The organism is Moorena sp. SIO1G6 (genome assembly GCF_010672795.1).
Classification (GTDB): domain Bacteria; phylum Cyanobacteriota; class Cyanobacteriia; order Cyanobacteriales; family Coleofasciculaceae; genus Moorena; species Moorena producens.
The window spans coordinates 1-17,647 of record NZ_JAAHFZ010000045.1 but is presented as its reverse complement, the minus strand read 5'-3'; the positions used below and the strand labels follow the sequence as shown (position 1 = coordinate 17,647).

The 17,647-nt window shown below is 42.6% G+C and carries 14 protein-coding genes; 6 read left to right on the top strand and 8 right to left on the bottom strand.

Features of this window, described 5'->3' with window-relative positions; all coding sequences use genetic code 11:
- Positions 1-32 precede the first annotated feature (32 nt).
- A complete protein-coding gene (locus F6K63_RS27955) occupies positions 33-3,320 on the top strand; it encodes a patatin-like protein (RefSeq protein ID WP_071107241.1) in 3,288 nt (1,095 codons plus the stop codon).
- A 46-nt stretch (positions 3,321-3,366) separates the two neighbouring features.
- Here the strand turns inward: F6K63_RS27955 and F6K63_RS27950 are convergent, their stop codons facing one another.
- From F6K63_RS27950 to F6K63_RS27940, 3 genes are all read right to left on the bottom strand, one after another.
- Positions 3,367-3,504: a hypothetical protein gene (locus F6K63_RS27950; RefSeq protein ID WP_154659748.1), complete on the bottom strand. Its 138-nt coding sequence runs from the start codon at positions 3,502-3,504 to the stop codon at positions 3,367-3,369.
- 19 nt (positions 3,505-3,523) lie between these two features.
- Entirely contained in the window at positions 3,524-3,931 is a 408-nt protein-coding gene (locus F6K63_RS27945; RefSeq protein WP_071107239.1) for an ArsR/SmtB family transcription factor, read from the bottom strand.
- Between the two features lie 64 nt (positions 3,932-3,995).
- Positions 3,996-4,133, bottom strand: coding sequence for a hypothetical protein (locus F6K63_RS27940; RefSeq protein ID WP_158026823.1), 138 nt, complete (start codon positions 4,131-4,133; stop codon positions 3,996-3,998).
- Positions 4,134-4,547: 414 nt separating this feature from the next.
- Here F6K63_RS27940 and F6K63_RS27935 point away from each other — a divergent pair, with 414 nt between their 5' ends.
- A complete protein-coding gene (locus F6K63_RS27935; protein WP_287313711.1) occupies positions 4,548-6,191 on the top strand; it encodes a D-Ala-D-Ala carboxypeptidase family metallohydrolase in 1,644 nt (547 codons plus the stop codon).
- 172 nt (positions 6,192-6,363) lie between these two features.
- On the opposite strand, the gene F6K63_RS27930 is transcribed toward F6K63_RS27935, so the two are convergent.
- From F6K63_RS27930 to F6K63_RS27915, 4 genes are all read right to left on the bottom strand, one after another.
- Positions 6,364-10,632 (bottom strand): TIR domain-containing protein, encoded by a 4,269-nt coding sequence (locus tag F6K63_RS27930; RefSeq protein WP_287313709.1) that lies wholly within the window; start codon positions 10,630-10,632, stop codon positions 6,364-6,366.
- A 219-nt stretch (positions 10,633-10,851) separates the two neighbouring features.
- The gene (locus tag F6K63_RS27925; protein ID WP_287313707.1) at positions 10,852-12,444 is read right to left on the bottom strand and encodes a DUF4231 domain-containing protein; all 1,593 of its coding nucleotides are present in this window, start codon (positions 12,442-12,444) and stop codon (positions 10,852-10,854) included.
- 566 nt (positions 12,445-13,010) lie between these two features.
- Entirely contained in the window at positions 13,011-13,316 is a 306-nt protein-coding gene (locus F6K63_RS27920; protein WP_071107227.1) for a hypothetical protein, read from the bottom strand.
- Between the two features lie 154 nt (positions 13,317-13,470).
- Positions 13,471-13,974, bottom strand: coding sequence for an RNase A-like domain-containing protein (locus F6K63_RS27915; protein WP_287313705.1), 504 nt, complete (start codon positions 13,972-13,974; stop codon positions 13,471-13,473).
- Positions 13,975-14,161: 187 nt separating this feature from the next.
- Here F6K63_RS27915 and F6K63_RS27910 point away from each other — a divergent pair, with 187 nt between their 5' ends.
- From F6K63_RS27910 to F6K63_RS27895, 4 genes are all read left to right on the top strand, one after another.
- On the top strand, positions 14,162-14,458 hold the full coding sequence (locus F6K63_RS27910) for a pentapeptide repeat-containing protein (RefSeq protein WP_287313702.1): 297 nt from the start codon (positions 14,162-14,164) through the stop codon (positions 14,456-14,458).
- A gap of 227 nt (positions 14,459-14,685) precedes the next feature.
- Entirely contained in the window at positions 14,686-14,808 is a 123-nt protein-coding gene (locus F6K63_RS27905; protein WP_267872015.1) for a hypothetical protein, read from the top strand.
- A 9-nt stretch (positions 14,809-14,817) separates the two neighbouring features.
- Positions 14,818-15,999, top strand: coding sequence for an exonuclease/endonuclease/phosphatase family protein (locus F6K63_RS27900; protein ID WP_008182401.1), 1,182 nt, complete (start codon positions 14,818-14,820; stop codon positions 15,997-15,999).
- A gap of 516 nt (positions 16,000-16,515) precedes the next feature.
- Positions 16,516-16,644: a hypothetical protein gene (locus F6K63_RS27895; protein WP_267872016.1), complete on the top strand. Its 129-nt coding sequence runs from the start codon at positions 16,516-16,518 to the stop codon at positions 16,642-16,644.
- Between the two features lie 133 nt (positions 16,645-16,777).
- Here F6K63_RS27895 and F6K63_RS27890 read toward each other — a convergent pair whose 3' ends face one another.
- Positions 16,778-17,350, bottom strand: a complete 573-nt coding sequence (locus tag F6K63_RS27890) for a PEP-CTERM sorting domain-containing protein (protein ID WP_287313700.1) — start codon at positions 17,348-17,350, stop codon at positions 16,778-16,780.
- Between the last annotated feature and the right edge of the window lie 297 nt (positions 17,351-17,647).

Here is a 17,647-nt window from a genome sequence, read left to right as displayed (position 1 = left end):
CAGGGTAACTTCCATAATTGGAGAGTCATATTATGTCTAGCCAAAACTTTCGCAAGCCAGAATTTAGCAGAGAACTGCGCTTAGGACTAGTAGTTTATGGTGGAGTATCTCTAGCGATTTATATGAACGGCGTTTGCCGGGAATTTTATAATGCTGTTCGCGGTCGAGGTATCTATAAACTTGTTAAAGCTCTTACTGATTCTGATATTATTGTTGATATTCTCTCAGGCACCTCAGCGGGAGGGATTAATGGGGTTCTGCTTAGCTACGCTTTGACCAATAGTAGTCAGGATGAAGTAATCGATTTTGAAAACTTTGCCCAAATTTGGCGGGAAAATGGCAACATCCGCAAGCTCATGCATCAACCTAGCCTTAGTCAAGGTAAAAATGATGGAGAATCTATTTTAGATGGCAAGGGCTACTATCAAGATGCACTAGCTAAAGCCTTTGAGCAAGGGCAGAGTAATAAAAAGAAAGCACCCTCAGACGAGTGGGTATCTTCGTTTAATGAATTAGATTTATTTGTGACAGGAACTGATATTGTAGGACGGGTTGATACCGTTTTTGATGATACCGGACGGGTGATTGATCTTAAAGACCACCGCACTATCTTTCATCTCAAGCACCGTCAAGGTCGCAAAGAGCCCTTTAATCCCAATTTTAACCCAAACAATTCAACGGTCCAAGACACCTATCAAGCTCTGGCCAAACTGTGTCGCATTACATCTTGTTTTCCAGTTGCCTTCCCTGTAGTTACCGTTGAGTTAGATAATCCTAGCAATCAGGTCGATGCCAAGTTAGTAGAATGGGGAATCCTTAACAATCGCAAGTTACCGGAAACCCCTCCAACCGGTGGGTATCAATTGCACTTTGTGGATGGAGGGGTGCTAGATAATCGGCCTTTCAGTTACACCATCAAAGAAATGTATTATCGTGCCGACTATTATCCAGTTGAGCGCAAGTTATTTTATATCGATCCCAGTCCAGATAATTTTGCTGGCAGCCAAAAGTTTAATCAGATGCCAAAGCCTGATGTCTGGGAGGTGATCCAGGAGTCGTTGTTAGGAATACCGACCTATGAAAGTATTAGTAATGATTTGGGGTTAATCAAAGACCGTAACCAGAAAATCCAGCGCTACCAGTCTCTACTAGCAGATGCGGAATCCCCCTTATTTGCTAAGGCTGACAACTCCCAACAGACAACGCTCCCAGTTGAGACGGGAATTTATTGGCGTAGTCGTCTGATTAGCTTACGCGATCGCACATTACCTCTAGTCTTGAGAATGTCTCAAGTCAGTAGCACCAAATCTTACCAAGAAACCTTAAACAAGCAAGTCCTTTTAGATCAAATAGCTAAGCTACTGACGCAACACATTACTGAACCGGAAAAACTGAAAAATCACGACATTATTATCGAAGACCCTAGTCAACAGATTAGCAATCTCGATATCGAATATGCCTTAAGGAAGCACTTCTATATCGTTAAAAAAGTTTGTCAGTTGATGAATCAGGAGCCATCATTATCAGAGTATAAAACGCTCCAATCCCTAGCCTTAAGGCTAGGTCGTCACATTAAACTCCTAGAAGTCCTTAAGATGGCATTAACTAAGCTGTTGAATCATCCCCAGGTTAGTCAATCCTTCTATGACCTGATATCATCCTTTCAAACGAATCAAAGTTCCGAGTCTACGGATAATCTGCGTAGTCAGATTTACAACCGTCTACTCCGGTTATACCGTTTCTTGCTCGATGCTGAGGGGCTAGCAGAATTTGTACCACAAAACCATCAGCAATCTTATTTAGAAAAAGTCCCAGCCTATTTATTGCAAAAATTACCAGAAGCAGCAGAACAATTAGCTGCTAAATCTGAAACCCAGACAGTTGGAAAAACCACCATGGACTGGTTGCCCCAGCCACTAATTTCCAGCATTTTTGAACAATTTCAGCAAAAAGTTAATCAACTAGAGCAAGAACCAAATCAACTTCAAAAAATCTGGCTTGCTGAAAAATATAAAGATAACGATACGGAAAATAATAGTAACCAATACTCTTCGGTTTTGTGTAAGATAGAGGAAGCATCAGAGAAATTCATTGAACTAAGTGGGCTAAATCAGTCTGAAGAACTCTTGACTCGTTTTAAACGATTTCGAGAACTCGATCAAGTTCTGTATCCCTTTGAGTATCTATCTGAAATTGAGGAAAAAGACCTGATCGAGACGATTCGGATTAGTCCAGATGATGCTCAGCTAGGTTTTGGTAAAGGGCAAAAATTAGATAGTAAACTCGCGGGAAATACCTTAAATGCTTTTGGCGGTTTCTTTAAAAAGTCTTGGCGTTCCAATGATATTATGTGGGGGCGCTTAGACGGATTAAACCGGATAGTGGAAGCTTTACTTACTCCTGAAGGTATTGCTAAGTTTCCTAATTTTTTGAAACGACAAGCTCAAGAATATAACATTCCTGAAGCGGGAGAAGAATTTGATCAGTTTAAAGAACAGTACTTAGATTTTTTAATTCAAGAGTCTTTCCCTAACGCTACGGCTGATCACCAGGATAAAATTAAAGATCATCTACGTAAGCTGGCAACTCCTAATCCAGATCTTTCTGAAGCTGATCTTAAAACAATACTGGATGATTTAGTCTTGGAAGGACATCGTGATATTCTCAGCACTGACCTACAGAATGTGATTGAAGATGAAATTTCTGAACAACTAGAGTGGAGTAACCAGCGAGTTCAACCTGCTGCTCCTAACGATAGTCTAACCACAAGTCAAACCACAATACCCCAGTATAGTCTAGTTCAGGGTAGTTTTAGTGAAACAATTAGTCTACTAGCAGCTCAGGAATTAGCTAGGAAAAGCATTGACTCGTTACCCCAGGGTAAAGAAAAGTTCTTTCTCAACCATTACCACGTGGGTTCAGAGACATTGTCAAATGATATTCCCACTACTATCCTAACCAATCTGGCTACCCGAGCTGCCCTGATTGTGCGAGATATGCTGATCACTGTATTAGGCGATCGCACCCCAGGCTTCGGTAGTAGTTTGATCTATCAAATCTTCAATCAATCCTTACAACTATTTTATTGGTGGCAACAGATTACCCAATCATCAGGGATTAAAAAGGGTGATGGTAGTCGCCAGAAGTTAATTTCCCTGGTAGTGCAAGTAGCCTTGTTGCTGATTGCTATCCTGTCTGTGGTTATTATCATATATCGGTCATGGGTATGGTTTGCGATCGCATTTATTACTGGCCTGTTGTCTTGGCTTTTAGGGAATCCTTGGAAAGCTATAAAAGAACGATTAATTATCAAGGATTAATTATCAAGTATGTGTGCGTTGACGTAGCGATTCTCCTTTGGAGACACTACGTCAACCCATAGCTGTTTGCCCCATCTCCCGCTAACCCTTTCGGGCAAAGCCCGACGCTGCGCGAACGGGTATAACGGGAGGGGAATTGGAGTTGAATGATGGGCAATAGTTCGGGAGTAATCACAATTACCAATTACCAATTACCAAGGTCGCTAAAAAGATTGCTGCATCGCTTTGAGTTGCTCTAGCTGTTGATGTTGTTGCTCCATTTGCAGTGACAGGGAATCACACACTAGCTCACATAGCTCAAAGATAAAGGGATTAGCTATTTGGTAGAAGACATTGATTCCTTGTTGATTGCGAGTTACAATCCCTGCTTTAGCCAGGATTTTTAAATGCTTGGATACATTGGCTTGACCTAAGCCTGTTTCTTCGATAATTTGACTAACATTTTTTGAGCCGGACTTCAGACAACAGATAATCTGCAAGCGACTTACTTCAGATAAGACTTTAAAGAAATCAGCGATCAGGGTCAAGGAAGTAGGGGATAACTGGGATATCTCACAGTCTGGAGGTTGCTCAGTCCTCAGAGAGGATTTTGGCAAAGAACTTTTAAGCATAATAGATTGGCTGACAGTGGGAATCAAGACTAGGCTTTATCTATTATATTATTATACGGTAGTCTTAGGGAGTCGGGAATAGGGAGTCGGGAATAGGGAGTAGGGAGTAGGGAGTAGGGAGTAGGGAGTAGGGAATAGGGAGTAGGGAGTAGGGAGTAGGGAATAGGGAGTAGGGAGTAGGGAGTAGGGAATAGGGAGCCATCCCTTTATTACTCTCTAATACTGCTAAGGCAAAAGCGTATTTTTGCCTATCTAAAAACTTTATTAATGGCTCTAAAAAAAACGCTTTAAAAGAAATTACTTAAATCATAAAAATAATAGCTAAAATACCATCAATACCAAAAAAATAAAGATACAATAAAAAACAGGCGTTACTGATTAATGGGATGATTGAGGGTAATTAGTAATTGGTAAGCTGTTGCCCATTTAAATTGGATATTATTCAGTTATAAAAATAACCCCCTGCTCCCTGCTCCCTGCTCCCTGCTCCCTACTCCCTGCTCCCTACTCCCTACTCCCTACTCCCTACTCCCTACTCCCTAAAACCAAAGATTTTGTACCTCACCCAAAAGAACGCCCCCTAACAGTTGTATCTAGTCCTAAAGTCAAAATAAAAATGTCTAGCGATTTCCGGCTTCGTACTCTCAAACCTCAATATGAACAACTTTTTGCTACTTGTCAGCTCAGACGAAGCTGCCTAGAGCCAACTGGCCGCATTGCTCAAGAAATCCTCCAACGGCGAGGAGACTACGGATTAGTGGAACGGCAAACGGGGGTGCCTTGGTGGTTTGTCGGAATTTTGCACTATCGAGAGCTGGACTTTCGAGACGCTCACTTGCACAATGGCGACTCTTTAACTAATAGAACAATTCGCTACCCACAAGGACGACCCATTGCTCCACCAGCTAACGGACAACGATACACGTTTGTTGAGAGTGCGATTGATGCACTGCGCTGGAAACAGTTCCACACTGCCAAAGACCACTCAATCGGTGCAATGCTATGGGGGTTTGAGCTGTGGAATGATTTCCGTGATGCTAAGGGGGGGAATAATTCCGAGTACCTCTGGAATGGCACCAATCACTTTAGTAGTTCACAGCATTGGAATCAATGGCTGGTAGGTAAGAGTAATGACTCCTATGGTCAAGGGCACAAGATAGGAGCAGCAGCAATTGTTTGGTATCTGTATTACCAAGGAATGCTCGATCAACCGTTACAGTTTGCCAGTCCACAATTTTCTGTTAATTGGCAACAGGCAAGCAACACGGGATCAATTCAGTTCCTCGATATGCTCAGAGGTTATGGGAAACTGCCTCATCAAGATGCAGCACTAGCTTGGCTGCAACAACAGCAGTCGCCATCAGTGCTCACTGAATTTGCTCGTCGCTGGCAGGATGATGCTGATCGCAAATTAGTCTCTGTGGGGAAGTCTGCTGTTGTACAACTGCCCAATGGCACTCAGTTACCGAGTAATTTTGTACTTCGGCAACAATCTCGGAAACCAGAAAGTCGAGGCACTAGGCCACAGACAGCTATTAGGCTAAGAGTACTGAGCGATACTTTCTTTAAAACAAGCACCCAACAGTCCTATCAGCTGAAAGACTCACAAAAAGTTTTCGTCAAGGCAAACACTGAGTTTGAGATTACATCGGATCAGCCAGCAGAGAATAAGCATATTCAGGTTGTCCTGGCCAATGTTGCTTTAGGCACACCACCAAGAAAAACCTGGTACGTCTTCTGTGACCATGTTGAAATTGAAGGCAGTGAACCCAATAACGCACCTAAGGATCAACAACAATCTGACTTAATTAAGATTAACTCTGACAAGACTGGTCCAATTCAGTTGCCTGGATATGACAAAACGGTTTACCTATCGGAGGCGATTATCACTGGTGGTCACTTTAGTTGGGCAGAGGCAACCAAAAATGGTACCCGCATTCCTACGGAGAAAAGTATTGTGGAGAACATTCTCAAAATTGCTGAGGTCATGGAGGAAGTTAGGGAATACTTTGGCAATCGCCCCATCCTGGTTAACTCTTGGTATCGCGACCCAGTAACCAATCGCCAAGTTGGTGGTGCATTACGCTCCCGTCATCTTTCTGGGGATGCTGTGGATTTTGTAGTTGAGGGGATATCGCCAATGTCGGTGAATAGACGCCTGGATTCCTGGTGGGGTTCTCGAGGTGGTCTAGCCAGTGCCAGTTCTTTCACCCATATTGATGCCCGAGGGTATCGGGCAAGGTGGAGTTATGGTTTTTGATATCATCGAGGCTTGGATCCCATTGTATCCCAATTGTATTGGCAAGATTGAGAGACGGGGGGCTGATTGACTGACAAAATTCCTAAAACCATTGCCAAGGTTTCACTATCTTAAACCAAATCTACGAAGCTAGAAAAGTCAGTCAACCAGGGTATCTGACATCATTAGGATTTTATCTAGGATAGCTGTGCTCTAAACCAAACACCTTCCGATCTCCTGGTGAAAGCTGATAAATTTTAGCTGTTTGCAACCACTCATATATAGCCTCCGGCTTGAGCCACACCCTGGCAGTGCCATTGCTGAAAGCAGTGAGGATTTTGGTGCCATCGGGAGAAAAGACGGCGGAGTTCACAGCAGCATTATGGTCTCTCATCACCAGGATTAACCTACCGTTTAAATCCCACAACCTGGCAGTTTTATCCTCAGAAGCAGAGAGAATTGTTTTACCATCGGGAGAAAACACCGCTGAATTAACATCAAACATATGTCCTTTCTCACGACCTCCTCCAAAGGTTCGGATCAGGTTTCCATTCAAATCCCACAGCTTTATCGTGTGATCTTCTGAAGCAGTGAGAATTGTTTTACCATCAGGGGAAAAGACGGCGGAATTCACAACATCGGTATGTCCTTTAAAATTAGTAATTATTTCTCCCTTCAAGTTCCACAACTTCGCAAGTTTATCGTTAGAAGCCGTAAGGATTTGCTGGCGGTTAGGAGATAGGACAGCGGAATTAACTACCCCCTTGTGTCCTTTGTACTCTGATATTTCTATAAGTTCACTGCCACTAAAATTCCATAACTTGGCAGTTTGATCGTAAGACGTAGTCAGAATTTGCTGGTCATCTTGGGAAAAGCTGGCAAATTTAGCACCATTCCTACCAAATATCGTTAAGTTATTATAGTGATCATGTAAATTAATAGCCATGATCAGGCGATCGCCTTTTCCATTCCATAACCGGGTTTTGCCATCATCGGAAGTCGTGATAATATAGTTACCATTAGGGGAGAAAGCTGCTGTTTTTACAGCACAGTGATTCCAGACATCACAGCCATGAGGAAGTTGCTTGAGTAATTTTCCCCTCAGATCCCATAAATAAGCGTTTTTATCGGTAGTGGCTGTCAATATTTTTGTGCCGTCAGGAGAAAACACAGCAGAATTCACAGGTGCTGAATGTCTAAAACTAGAATTAACTGGTTGTTGGGTGATATCCCATAACTTGACTGTCGAGTCATCAGAAGCGGTGATTAGTTTGTCTCCATGGGGAGCAAACGCTGCAGTAGTAACCGATAATTGATGACCGATTAAATTAGCGATCGCGTTTCCATCCAAATCCCAAATTTTGGCAGTATTATCATCACTAACGGTAATAATGTGATTACCGTCTGGGGAAAACAAGGCTTTTTTGACTGCCTCGGAATGTCCTTTCAAGGTGTTAATTAATTTTCCATCCTTATTCCATAATTTGGCAGTGCCATCTTCAGAAGCAGTAAGGATTTGATCACCGTCTTGGGAAAATAAAGCTGAATTAACCCAACCGCTATGTCCCTTAAATATGTGGATAAGCTCACCATTGTGCTCCCACAATTTAGCTGTCTTATCTTTACTGGTAGTAATAATTTTAGTTCCGTCTGGAGAAAATACCGCAGAGGTAAGACCGCAATGAGAATCCTTTATATGTACATGCCAACAGCTGTCCTGATTTAGAGTTGTGATCAAATTCCCATCGTTATCCCATAATTTCGCAGTTTTGTCCCGTGAAGCGGTGAGAATTGTCTGACCATCAGGAGAAAAGACGGCAGAGACGACGATATCTTTATGCCCGCTCAAGGTCTTAATTAGTTGTCCCTGTTTATCCCATAATTTAGCCGTATTATCATCAGAAGCGGTGAGAATTGTCTGACCATCTGGGGAAAAGACGGCAGAATTAACCTGGCACTGACCGTTGCGGACGCAATCATGCCCTTGTAAGGTATTGAGCAAATTGCCTTCCTTATCCCACAACTTAGCTGTTTTATCCTCTGAGGTAGTCACTATTGTGTTGCCATCTGGGGAAAATACAGCAGAATTAACCCTAGCAGAATGTCCGGCTAAGGTAGTGATTCGCTCCCCCTTGAGATTCCACAATCTTGCTGTGGTATCCTTTGAAGCTGTGAGAATTCTACTACCATCCGGCGAGAATACTGCACTAGTCACAGCCCTTTTATGTCGCATATTGGCATAGTAAAAAAAGAAGCGGCGATGAATTGCTGAATGGTAGGCTATACTCAGCAATTGTGAAACCTCAGGCACTTGATGGGTATTGTCAATCTTATAAGCAGCCTCGGCAATGCGTAAAGCCTTCGTCGGGTGTCGTTTTAAAAACGTCCTTGCTTCTGAGAGAAGATGCTTGACTTTAGCAATTTTGAGGTTATATTCAGCCAACTTCTTTTCTTGAATTTGATGGATAAGAGTGCCAACAGCCGCTACCAATGCTATAATGACTCCGACAATAAATAATTTTTGTTGTCTAACTCTTTTCTTCTGTTCTGCTAGTCGTGCTTTCGCTTCCTTTGTACGTTCCTCCTGCAACCGTAGGATTTCTGCTTGTCGCTGTTTTTCGGCTTCTCTTGCCGCTTCAATAGTGTTGTTACTAGCTTCAATAAATTCCTTCTGTAAAGGAGTTGGGGGAGGATATTTATGATTTTGCTCAGCTTCCAGGAACCAGTTTTGGGCAATGGAAAACTCAATCCCCCGCAACAGCAAGTCAGGACTTTTGTGGTTTTTTTTCCATTCCAAGGATCGCTGAGACAACTTGGTATGGTTATGGACATACTCTCGGTCAGTATCTAAAGTTCTGATCAATTCACTGAAATTGGCATAAAAATCTCCCCGATAATTTCTAAAATCTATCCACTGTATCTTAGCTAATGAGGGATGTAACACTTCTGCTGCTACTTCGTGATGTAATATGGTCACAAACCGTTTATTTAAACTCTGAGCGTATTCCACCTCATCTGCACAATAGGGTGAATTCACTGAGCGAGGGGAAATAATAAATAGAAAGTTGTCACAATTTTCAATACCCCGATATATTTCCTGCTGAAAATCACTCCCTGGAGGAATACTTTCTTGGTCAAACCAAGTAGTTTTTCCCTGCATCTGGAGTGCCTCGTTTAACTTACGGGCAAAATCGGAATCTGCTCGGGAATAGGAGATAAATACTTCTAAAGAGGATGAGGGGATTTGATGGCTACTTTCAGTAATAAATTCGTGATGAAGGGGTAGGGGAGGATAAGAGTTGCGTTGCTGATTAAGAGTGAGCCAATTTTGATAATATCGCAAATTGTATCCCCGCAGTAAAATGCTGGAATTACGATTTTGATTTTTCCATTTAATCGCCTTTACTAATAACGTCTTATGGTCTTCGTAGTAGGGCTGATCCTGATGCAATACCTTAATAATTTTGTCAGCATCAATGCGGTATTTAGCTTCATCATTATAGGTAGTAAAGTCAATAAATTGTAACCCTCTGATATGGGGAGGGATGCACTGTAGTTCTGTGGATTCAATCAAGAGGGGAATAATCCGTTTATTGTTAACCAATGCGTGGGTGATTTCTTGCTGACAATAGTCTGATTTGAGGGAAGCAGGTGAGATTAAGTAGACAATATTATCAGCTCCATCAATCCCTTGATAGACTACGTCTTGGAATCGGGTACCGGTTTGAATATCGCTCTTATTAGTCCAAACAGTAAAGCTTTTCCGCATTAATGTTTTAGCAATTTTCTGCATCACCGGCTTATCTTGATCGGCGTAGCAGATAAATACCTGGGTCAGAAGGTTATTGGCATTCTTTGTGCTTTCACAAATAAACTCACACTGTAGGTCTGTAGGAACACAAGGAGGTTGCTGATCATGAAACCTAACCTTTAGCCAAGATTGAGCCTGTTTTTTATCTTCTCCAATTAACAAGTAGTTGGTTTGTTTGTGATGTCTAGACCACTCCAATGCCTTGACTAAAATTTCCGTATGTTGTCTGACGTAATCACTTTGATGGTGGATTACCTTAAGTAACCCAGCCAACGATGTTTCAAAATCCTCTGTATTATCTCGGAAATAGACCCAGTTAATTTGTCTGATCATTGGATGCATCTTATCCCAACAATCCGTAGGTTCAACATGGAGTAGAGGGATGATGCGTTTGTTGAGTTGAACGGCGAGTTGAATCTCTTTGAGACAATAGGGAGATTTTACTGAATGGGGAGCAATGATAAACAAGAAGTTATGAGATTTTTCAATGCCATCATCAATTTGATTTTGGAAGTCTACACCCAGAGGAATATCCTGTTGGTCAAACCAGATGCTGAAACCAAGTTCGGTTAATCCTTGGTGTAGTTTGGTAGCAAATGCTTTGCTATCAGCTCGTCCGTAGGAGATGAAGGCATCGAAAAAAGTCTTCATGTTTGGTAGTTAAGTAGGAATTATAGGTAGTAGCTATTTGAGGGGAACTTGGGCTCACAAGTTTCAGAACCTACAGTTATAGAATTCCCTAACATTCTACTAACGTAACAGTTTTACCATTAGCTGCTTAGCAGTCAGCAGTCAGCAGTCAGCAGTCAGCTCACTCCTTACACTAGGCTGCATCCCCTGAGTATTGTTGTCTAGAAAATGTCTATAAAATTAAAGCATGTGCTCAGCTCGTTGGACAAAGGTGTAGAACTGTTCCCAACCGTTGTAGCCTCCATTGACTAGCCTGCGGACTTTCCGCCAGTCTCCATCTCTGGCCGCTTGATACACCTTGCGGTCATAGAAATAGCAGGCTAAAATTTGAGCAGCAATTTTGGGATTGAGGGCAAGTTCCGGATTCTTTTCTAAGGTGCTGCCTAGACCAATTTTTTGGCCGTAGTCCCTGTAGTTAGCCCGACCGGTAATTTGAATAAAGCCGCGCCCATGATAGCGGGCTCCATCTCCTGGTTGGGTATTGCCCAAGTCTTTGCGACCTTCGTACATTTTGGTGAAGTATTTGGAATCACCGTATTCATCGATAGGACGGAAACCACCGGTTTCGACACCGATAGTAGCGATCGCAGCAATCAAGGTTAGCTTATCTAAAATCTTCTTTTCCTCAAGACCAGCCAGCACGTCTGGTAGATAAGTCTGGACATCTTTGAGGGGACACTTGAGAATATCAGCGACTACCTCAGGGGTTACAAAATTGGATTCGGGAGGACAGGGGACGGAATCCTGAGAGTCCTGAGTTGGAGGAGTCAGGTCATGGTTGTTGTTTTCGGTTAAGGGAGTGCTTTCGAGTTGTTCGAGTTGGTTAGGTTGAGTCAACTCATTCTCATCCTCTTCTTGCCAAACCATGGGAGTATTGTTTGAGGCTGAGGTTGTTAAATCATCCAATAAGACGATGGAGGGAGTTCCGCCATTACTGCTGGTTTTGAAACGATTGGGTTCGATTTGGCTAGGATGAACAAACTCATCCCCGTCTTCTTCCTGCCAGATTCTTGGAATATCGTTAGCAGAGGGGTTGGCTGGAGCATTAAAGGTATTGCTTGGGTCAAATTCCTGAGGAAAGGGATTACCAGGGTTACCCCCTCTGAGGGGGAAATCATTTGGTAATTGGGTGGCTTCTGGAATCCGTGGCTGTTGTAATTTTTCGTTGAATTGTGACTGAGCCATACCTGGGTTTTGAGCTAGGTTTTGAGTTAGGTTTTGAGATAGGATTAACTCTGTTTGTTCCCTGACCTGTTCCTGGTCTTGCTCAAGCTCGCTTATGTATCCTTCTACATCTTTCCTGATCAGCACCTCTACACGGGAGGAAAAATGGGTAAATGCCTGGGTGTGCTTTTCTACACGTCGGTAAGGTCCACTTAACTGAAGAAATTGCCAGCCTTCTATTTTCATAGCTTCTGCGGTGTTGCGATACTGAGTGTAGTGTTTGCCATATTGAAATAGCTCTTCTAAAGCAGCGCTAATTGCCACTACCTGACTCAGTCCAAAGGCAGTCCAACCCAAGGCTACTCTGATTTTACCGTCGCTGCTGTTGATACCGACTAAAGCCGGAACAATTACCCCTCCGATAATGGTCATCATTCGCAGGGCATAATAGTGGTTGCGACACTGATTGGCTCGCTTGTCTAACCACAAAACTTGGTCGAGCCAGCGAGCTTTGATAAACCGCTTCTGCAAATCCGATAGATCAATCCCATCAATCAACCCACCTATCTCTTCTTTAAATTGTTCCTGATAAGACCGTTTTTTTCCCATGATTCACTCGTCCTGTTTACTTGAGAGGATTCCCCAGAGCTATATAGCACTAAGCATTAAGGTGTTTGACATTGAAAAAAGCAGCAAAAGCAGTTGTAGTCAACTTTTGCCTATTGCTAGCATGCCCTTGCGCGTAGCGCTATACATGTATGGATTTTTTTTTGGGATTCATCACCCCAGTTATAACCGATAATTATTGCAGCCTGGGTAAGGACAAATGCTCAAGTTTCGAGTATAGTTTAATCGGGGAAATAATCCCCTTTTTTTCATGGTGGTCACGGGAATTTTGCGGAAGCGAGCCAAGCAACCTGTATTGGAAATTTTTATAAAAAAAAGGCAGTAGCAATCTCTAGAAGTGTGAGGATTCAGCTAATGCGCTACAGATGGTGCTACAGATGGTGCTATCAGCTATCAGCTAAAGTATAGCGGTTTTTATCCTAATGAGGTACACATAATTTTTGTCCTGTTCCCTCTTCTGATTTCCCTGTTCCCTGTTCCCTGTTCCCTGTTCCCTGTTCCCTAAAACCAGAAACTCTGTACCTCACCACATTAAAAACCGCTATACTTTACTCACCTCCGGATACTTTATCAAGGCCACTTTCCAACAGGTCGAGCATTTCTGTTAGCCATTTTCTAGCACTTTCTTCAGTTTCAAAATGGCGATTGGCATAGTCACCCACATCTTTCCAGGGAAAGGAGCGAGAAGCCAAAGCAACCCGTCCTTCGGCAATTATGGTACGATGCCACTTGGCAAGTTCTGGATTGTTGCAGCCAAGAACTACCTCTTGATCACTTTTACCTTCAAAATCAGCTTCAGCAAACTCCCCAGCAAGAAAACTGTAGAGATTTTCGTAGTTAGGTTTTTGGCTCATGGGTAGATTTTTGGTGTATAGTTAATGGCTAATGTTGAGTAATGACTTAAGATTGGAGAATTAGAGACTGAAGATTAAATAAATACAAGATATTATAGTTTAAGCAAGGGTCAGTCTAAACTATAATATCTACAATCTACAATCCCCTGATCAGTTATCTAGCGGGATATGACGTAAGAAGTAAGCAATCTCCCTTTGCTGTTTTTTTCATAACCGCACGCAACTTCCTACTATTATAAATATTGCTCAGAGAAGCAGGACGGCTAGCCACACGACCAACTACTTCCCTAGCCCTATAGTTAACAGCTCGCTTTTCACCTCTAGCAGCATCAAGAACCCAACGATTTAATCTATTCCGGTTGGCTCTCAAAGCAGCTTGAATATTAGTGGCAGCAGTTCCCAAATCGCTATAGGTGCTAGCTGCGCTGATTCTGGGAGCATTAATTAATCGGTCCACTAGTTGTTGATCACTTTTACCAACATGGCGATCAATGGTGTGACCACCGAGGTACTCCTGTCGTTGTAACCAGTCGGAGGAAAAATTACTCGGCACGCATTGCGCAAAAGCTGATTGACTCAAGCAGAAACTCTGTACAAGAGTCAAAACAGCCAATAGTCCAGCACTCTTGGCTAGGGATTTTTTCCAATGGGTAAGCATCTTAAATAATGTCTGTTTTTACCTACTATTCCCAGCAGCTTTTTGATTGTAACATCCTGAGCGACTGCATCAAGACAATGAAAGGAGGGTCAATAGGCGACTGACTGTATTAGGGATGAGCTCATTGCCCTCAAAGCTGTATAGAGTAAAATTTTGATGAATATATTAATTTTGGTTAAGTCAACCTATGTCTAATCAAGAAATTCGGCCAGAAGCGCAACCGTTAATCGATCGCTCTATAGAGGAGAAAACTAAGGACTTTTTGGAGATAGGAAGAATTGCTGGTCTTAATACAACATCCGATTGTGCAGGCGCTGATCTCAGCGGTGCTAATTTGAGTAGTGTTAACCTCCGTCGTGTCAATTTGAGTGGTGCTAACCTCAGATGTGCTATCCTGGGGGATATCAACTTGAGTAAGGTCAATCTGAGTGATGCCAAATTAGAGAAAGCCCGGTTGGTAAATAATGTAGGATTTTCTGAATAAATGAAGCTTGAATTGAAGGAAATGGTAGCAATTTTTGAAGATGCCAATGATAATAATGGTTTGACAATTCTGAATCGTTAAATACAAGGTAATAGAGAATAAGGCAAGAGGGCATAGGCAAAAGGCAAAAGGCAAGAGGAACCCACCCCTAACCCCTCCCAGGAGGGGAAGGCAAGAGGCAAAAGGCAAGAGGCAAAAGGCAAAATTTAATAAAGTATATAGGTATTTTGGGTAACTCTTCCCGATTCCCGATTCCCGATTCCCGATTCCCGATTCCCGATTCCCGATTCCCGATTCCCGATTCCCGATTCCCGATTCCCTTTTTTTATCAATCCTATGTTTACATTTAAAATAATATTATGTCTGAATTTACTCCAAAAGAATGGGGTGAAATACGAGAAACTTTGGCTGACGATCCTACTAAGTATGGATTGCCTAAACGGGAATATGGCTCGGTGGTGTTGGGGTCATTTAATATCAGAAAACTGGGGGCGGTAACTAAGCGCAGTCCTCAAACCTGGGATTTTTTGGCTCATGTTTGTAAGCACTTTGATTTGCTCGCTGTCCAAGAAATCATGGATGACCTGAGTGGTTTCCAGGAGTTGAAGGGGCGGATGGGGTCAGAGTTTGGTATGATTGTGTCTGATCGAACTGGGGTGTTTCCTAATGAACCAGGATTAGGGGAAAGACTGGGATTTATATATAATTTGTCGATGGTTAAGCGGGGTGAAGTGGTCTCAGATATTTCTTTTGACCGTACTAAGGTGTTAGAAACCTTGGCTCGTAACTATGATCAGGTCAATCAGGCTATTTTACCCTATGTGGAATATCTAAAAGAACTGGATCAGTGGAATTTAAATCAGTTAGGGAAACGCCCGAAGAAGCCGAATGTTAGGATGCCAGTGTTTCTAACGTTTGCTCGCCAACCGTTCTGTGTCAGCTTTAGAATTGTTGGTCATCCTGGTACTAACCCCTATGAGTTTATGGCGGTTAATGCTCATCTGTATTTTGGTGACTATATCTCAGATCGCCGTCAGGAATTTGATGCACTGATGGCATGGATATTAGGACGGTTTATCCAACAGGATAGAGCCTATTATCCCAATTTTATCTTATTAGGGGATCTGAATCTAGATTTTGATAATCCTACTACAGACCGTGACCGGATTGAAAAGCATATCAAGATGTTTAATGCTAAGGTGAGAGGGGAAGCAAATGTTAATTTTCCGTTCTTAGATCCCCATCCACAGACAAACCAAGTCTTGCGCACTAATGCTAGATTTACGGAAACCTTTGACCAAATTGGTTTGTTTAATTGGGATCAGCGTCTTCCTACTTATAAGGAACATTCCTCTATGGGTGAAAACCCACGAGGACCGGATTATGGTGTTTTTAATTTTGTTGAATTGTTTAGTGATGCCTTATACAACCGAGGGGTTAGTGAGTTATCAGTATCCCAGAAGAAGGCATTTTTTCGACGGTTTGAACATGAGGTAAGTGACCATTTACCGTTGTGGTTACGACTCCCGTTGCCGGATTGAAGTTGCTGATCATTTTGCTAGTTTGCTTAATCAATTCTTTTAAACAGCAGATTGTATCTTCGGCAAACTGCCCTTTGGTGAGTTCAGGGGTAATGTTAATGGCAAAATCAACAATATGACTAGCGATTTCTGGGGGTAAATCACCAACTAGGTCTGGATTATCTATCAGTGAATCCCGTCTGTTGTTATGGTAGGTCATGATTATTGGATTATTTGCTTGTGTTACTAAGCTAATTAAGAGTATACTATAGGAAAACCGTATTTTTAACTAAGTTAGGGAACGGGGATTGGGGAAGTTTGGGGAGATAGGGAGATAGGGAGATGGGGAGATAGGGAGATAGGGAGTATTGAAACAAGCGATTCGGCGTTCGCGCAGCTTGGCCTACGGCCACAGCCGACGCTACGCGAACGCATTTACCAAACTCTTCACTTCAATGGTTACCCATTAGTCATTGTTGCTATTTACAATAGCGCTATATTTGACACGGGGAAATAAGGATAGCGCTAGGGGATGAGATGCGATCGCACAAACCCATAACAATAGCGCTAGAGGATGAGATGCGATCGCACAAACCCATAACAATAGCGCTAGAGGATGAGATGCGATCGCATGATTGGGGCGATGGACAAAATTTTGATGACTAAGATGACTAGAAATTTGCCATTATCCTAGCTATTAAGGGTTGAGTATTAACGGTCAACGGTCAACACTCAACCCTTAACACTCAACCGTCAACTTTCAACTTTCAACTTTTAACTTTCAACTCCCAAAACTCTTCTAAGCGTTTTGAGAGGATCCCTTCTTTTTTCCCAGCAGCAAGCTAGCACCAAGCACACTTAACCCTAAAATAGTAGCAGGCTCGGGAACTTTACCCACTTTAGCGTAAGTGACACTACCTTCTCCAGAACCGAGAAAGAAATCACCATAGGTAAAGAAGTCACCTCCTATGCGGTCATTGTCTTCGTCACGGATTTCAAAGGGAAAATCGAAAACGAAGAAATTGGGAGCAAAATTCAATCCCAAAAGCTCCCCATCCTGAAAATCAACGTAGGGACCTACAGGAAACAAGAAATCATCTTCTTCAGTGTAGGTGACATCATTAAAGTCGAAGACTACCGATAGGTCATCGCTCCGAGAGTTGAATCTTTCGAATCCGCTGTCAAATTGGAAGGTGTCATCATAGGTAAAATACCCCTGATAAGAGTTGCCAGCCAAATCCCCTGTCTCTACATCTACGGTAAAATCATATTTGATAGTTGCAGCAGAAACAGGTTGGGTTGGCATTACAGCTAGACCCAAAGCCACACTAGCGGCTGCCAAAACCCCTGACTTATGGAAGAGATCAGCCATCGTAAAATTCTCCTTGTTTCAACCTGGTAGAGCGTCTTGAATCAAGCGCTAGTCTTTTAAAACTCGTAAGCATTCAGCCGTCAGCGGTCAGCCGTGAGCCTAAAGCTCACGCTGCTTGAGGTGCTTATTTTATTCAAAAGCAACTCAAGTAGCTTGGCCACAAGCCTTTGGCTGATAGCTGATAGCTGATAGCTGATAGCTGATAGCTGATAGCTGATAGCTGATAGCTGATAGCTGATAGCTGATAGCTGATAGCTGATAGCTGATAGCTGATAGCTGATAGCTGATAGCTGATAG

Coding starts and splice junctions, on each gene's coding strand:
- F6K63_RS27955 (WP_071107241.1), top strand. CDS start 33: ATGTCTAGCCAAAACTTTCGCAAGCCAGAATTTAGCAGAGAACTGCGC.
- F6K63_RS27945 (WP_071107239.1), bottom strand. CDS start 3,931: ATGCTTAAAAGTTCTTTGCCAAAATCCTCTCTGAGGACTGAGCAACCT.
- F6K63_RS27940 (WP_158026823.1), bottom strand. CDS start 4,133: ATGGCTCCCTATTCCCTACTCCCTACTCCCTACTCCCTATTCCCTACT.
- F6K63_RS27935 (WP_287313711.1), top strand. CDS start 4,548: ATGTCTAGCGATTTCCGGCTTCGTACTCTCAAACCTCAATATGAACAA.
- F6K63_RS27930 (WP_287313709.1), bottom strand. CDS start 10,632: ATGAAGACTTTTTTCGATGCCTTCATCTCCTACGGACGAGCTGATAGC.
- F6K63_RS27925 (WP_287313707.1), bottom strand. CDS start 12,444: ATGGGAAAAAAACGGTCTTATCAGGAACAATTTAAAGAAGAGATAGGT.
- F6K63_RS27920 (WP_071107227.1), bottom strand. CDS start 13,316: ATGAGCCAAAAACCTAACTACGAAAATCTCTACAGTTTTCTTGCTGGG.
- F6K63_RS27915 (WP_287313705.1), bottom strand. CDS start 13,974: ATGCTTACCCATTGGAAAAAATCCCTAGCCAAGAGTGCTGGACTATTG.
- F6K63_RS27910 (WP_287313702.1), top strand. CDS start 14,162: ATGTCTAATCAAGAAATTCGGCCAGAAGCGCAACCGTTAATCGATCGC.
- F6K63_RS27900 (WP_008182401.1), top strand. CDS start 14,818: ATGTCTGAATTTACTCCAAAAGAATGGGGTGAAATACGAGAAACTTTG.
- F6K63_RS27895 (WP_267872016.1), top strand. CDS start 16,516: ATGCGATCGCACAAACCCATAACAATAGCGCTAGAGGATGAGATGCGA.
- F6K63_RS27890 (WP_287313700.1), bottom strand. CDS start 17,350: ATGGCTGATCTCTTCCATAAGTCAGGGGTTTTGGCAGCCGCTAGTGTG.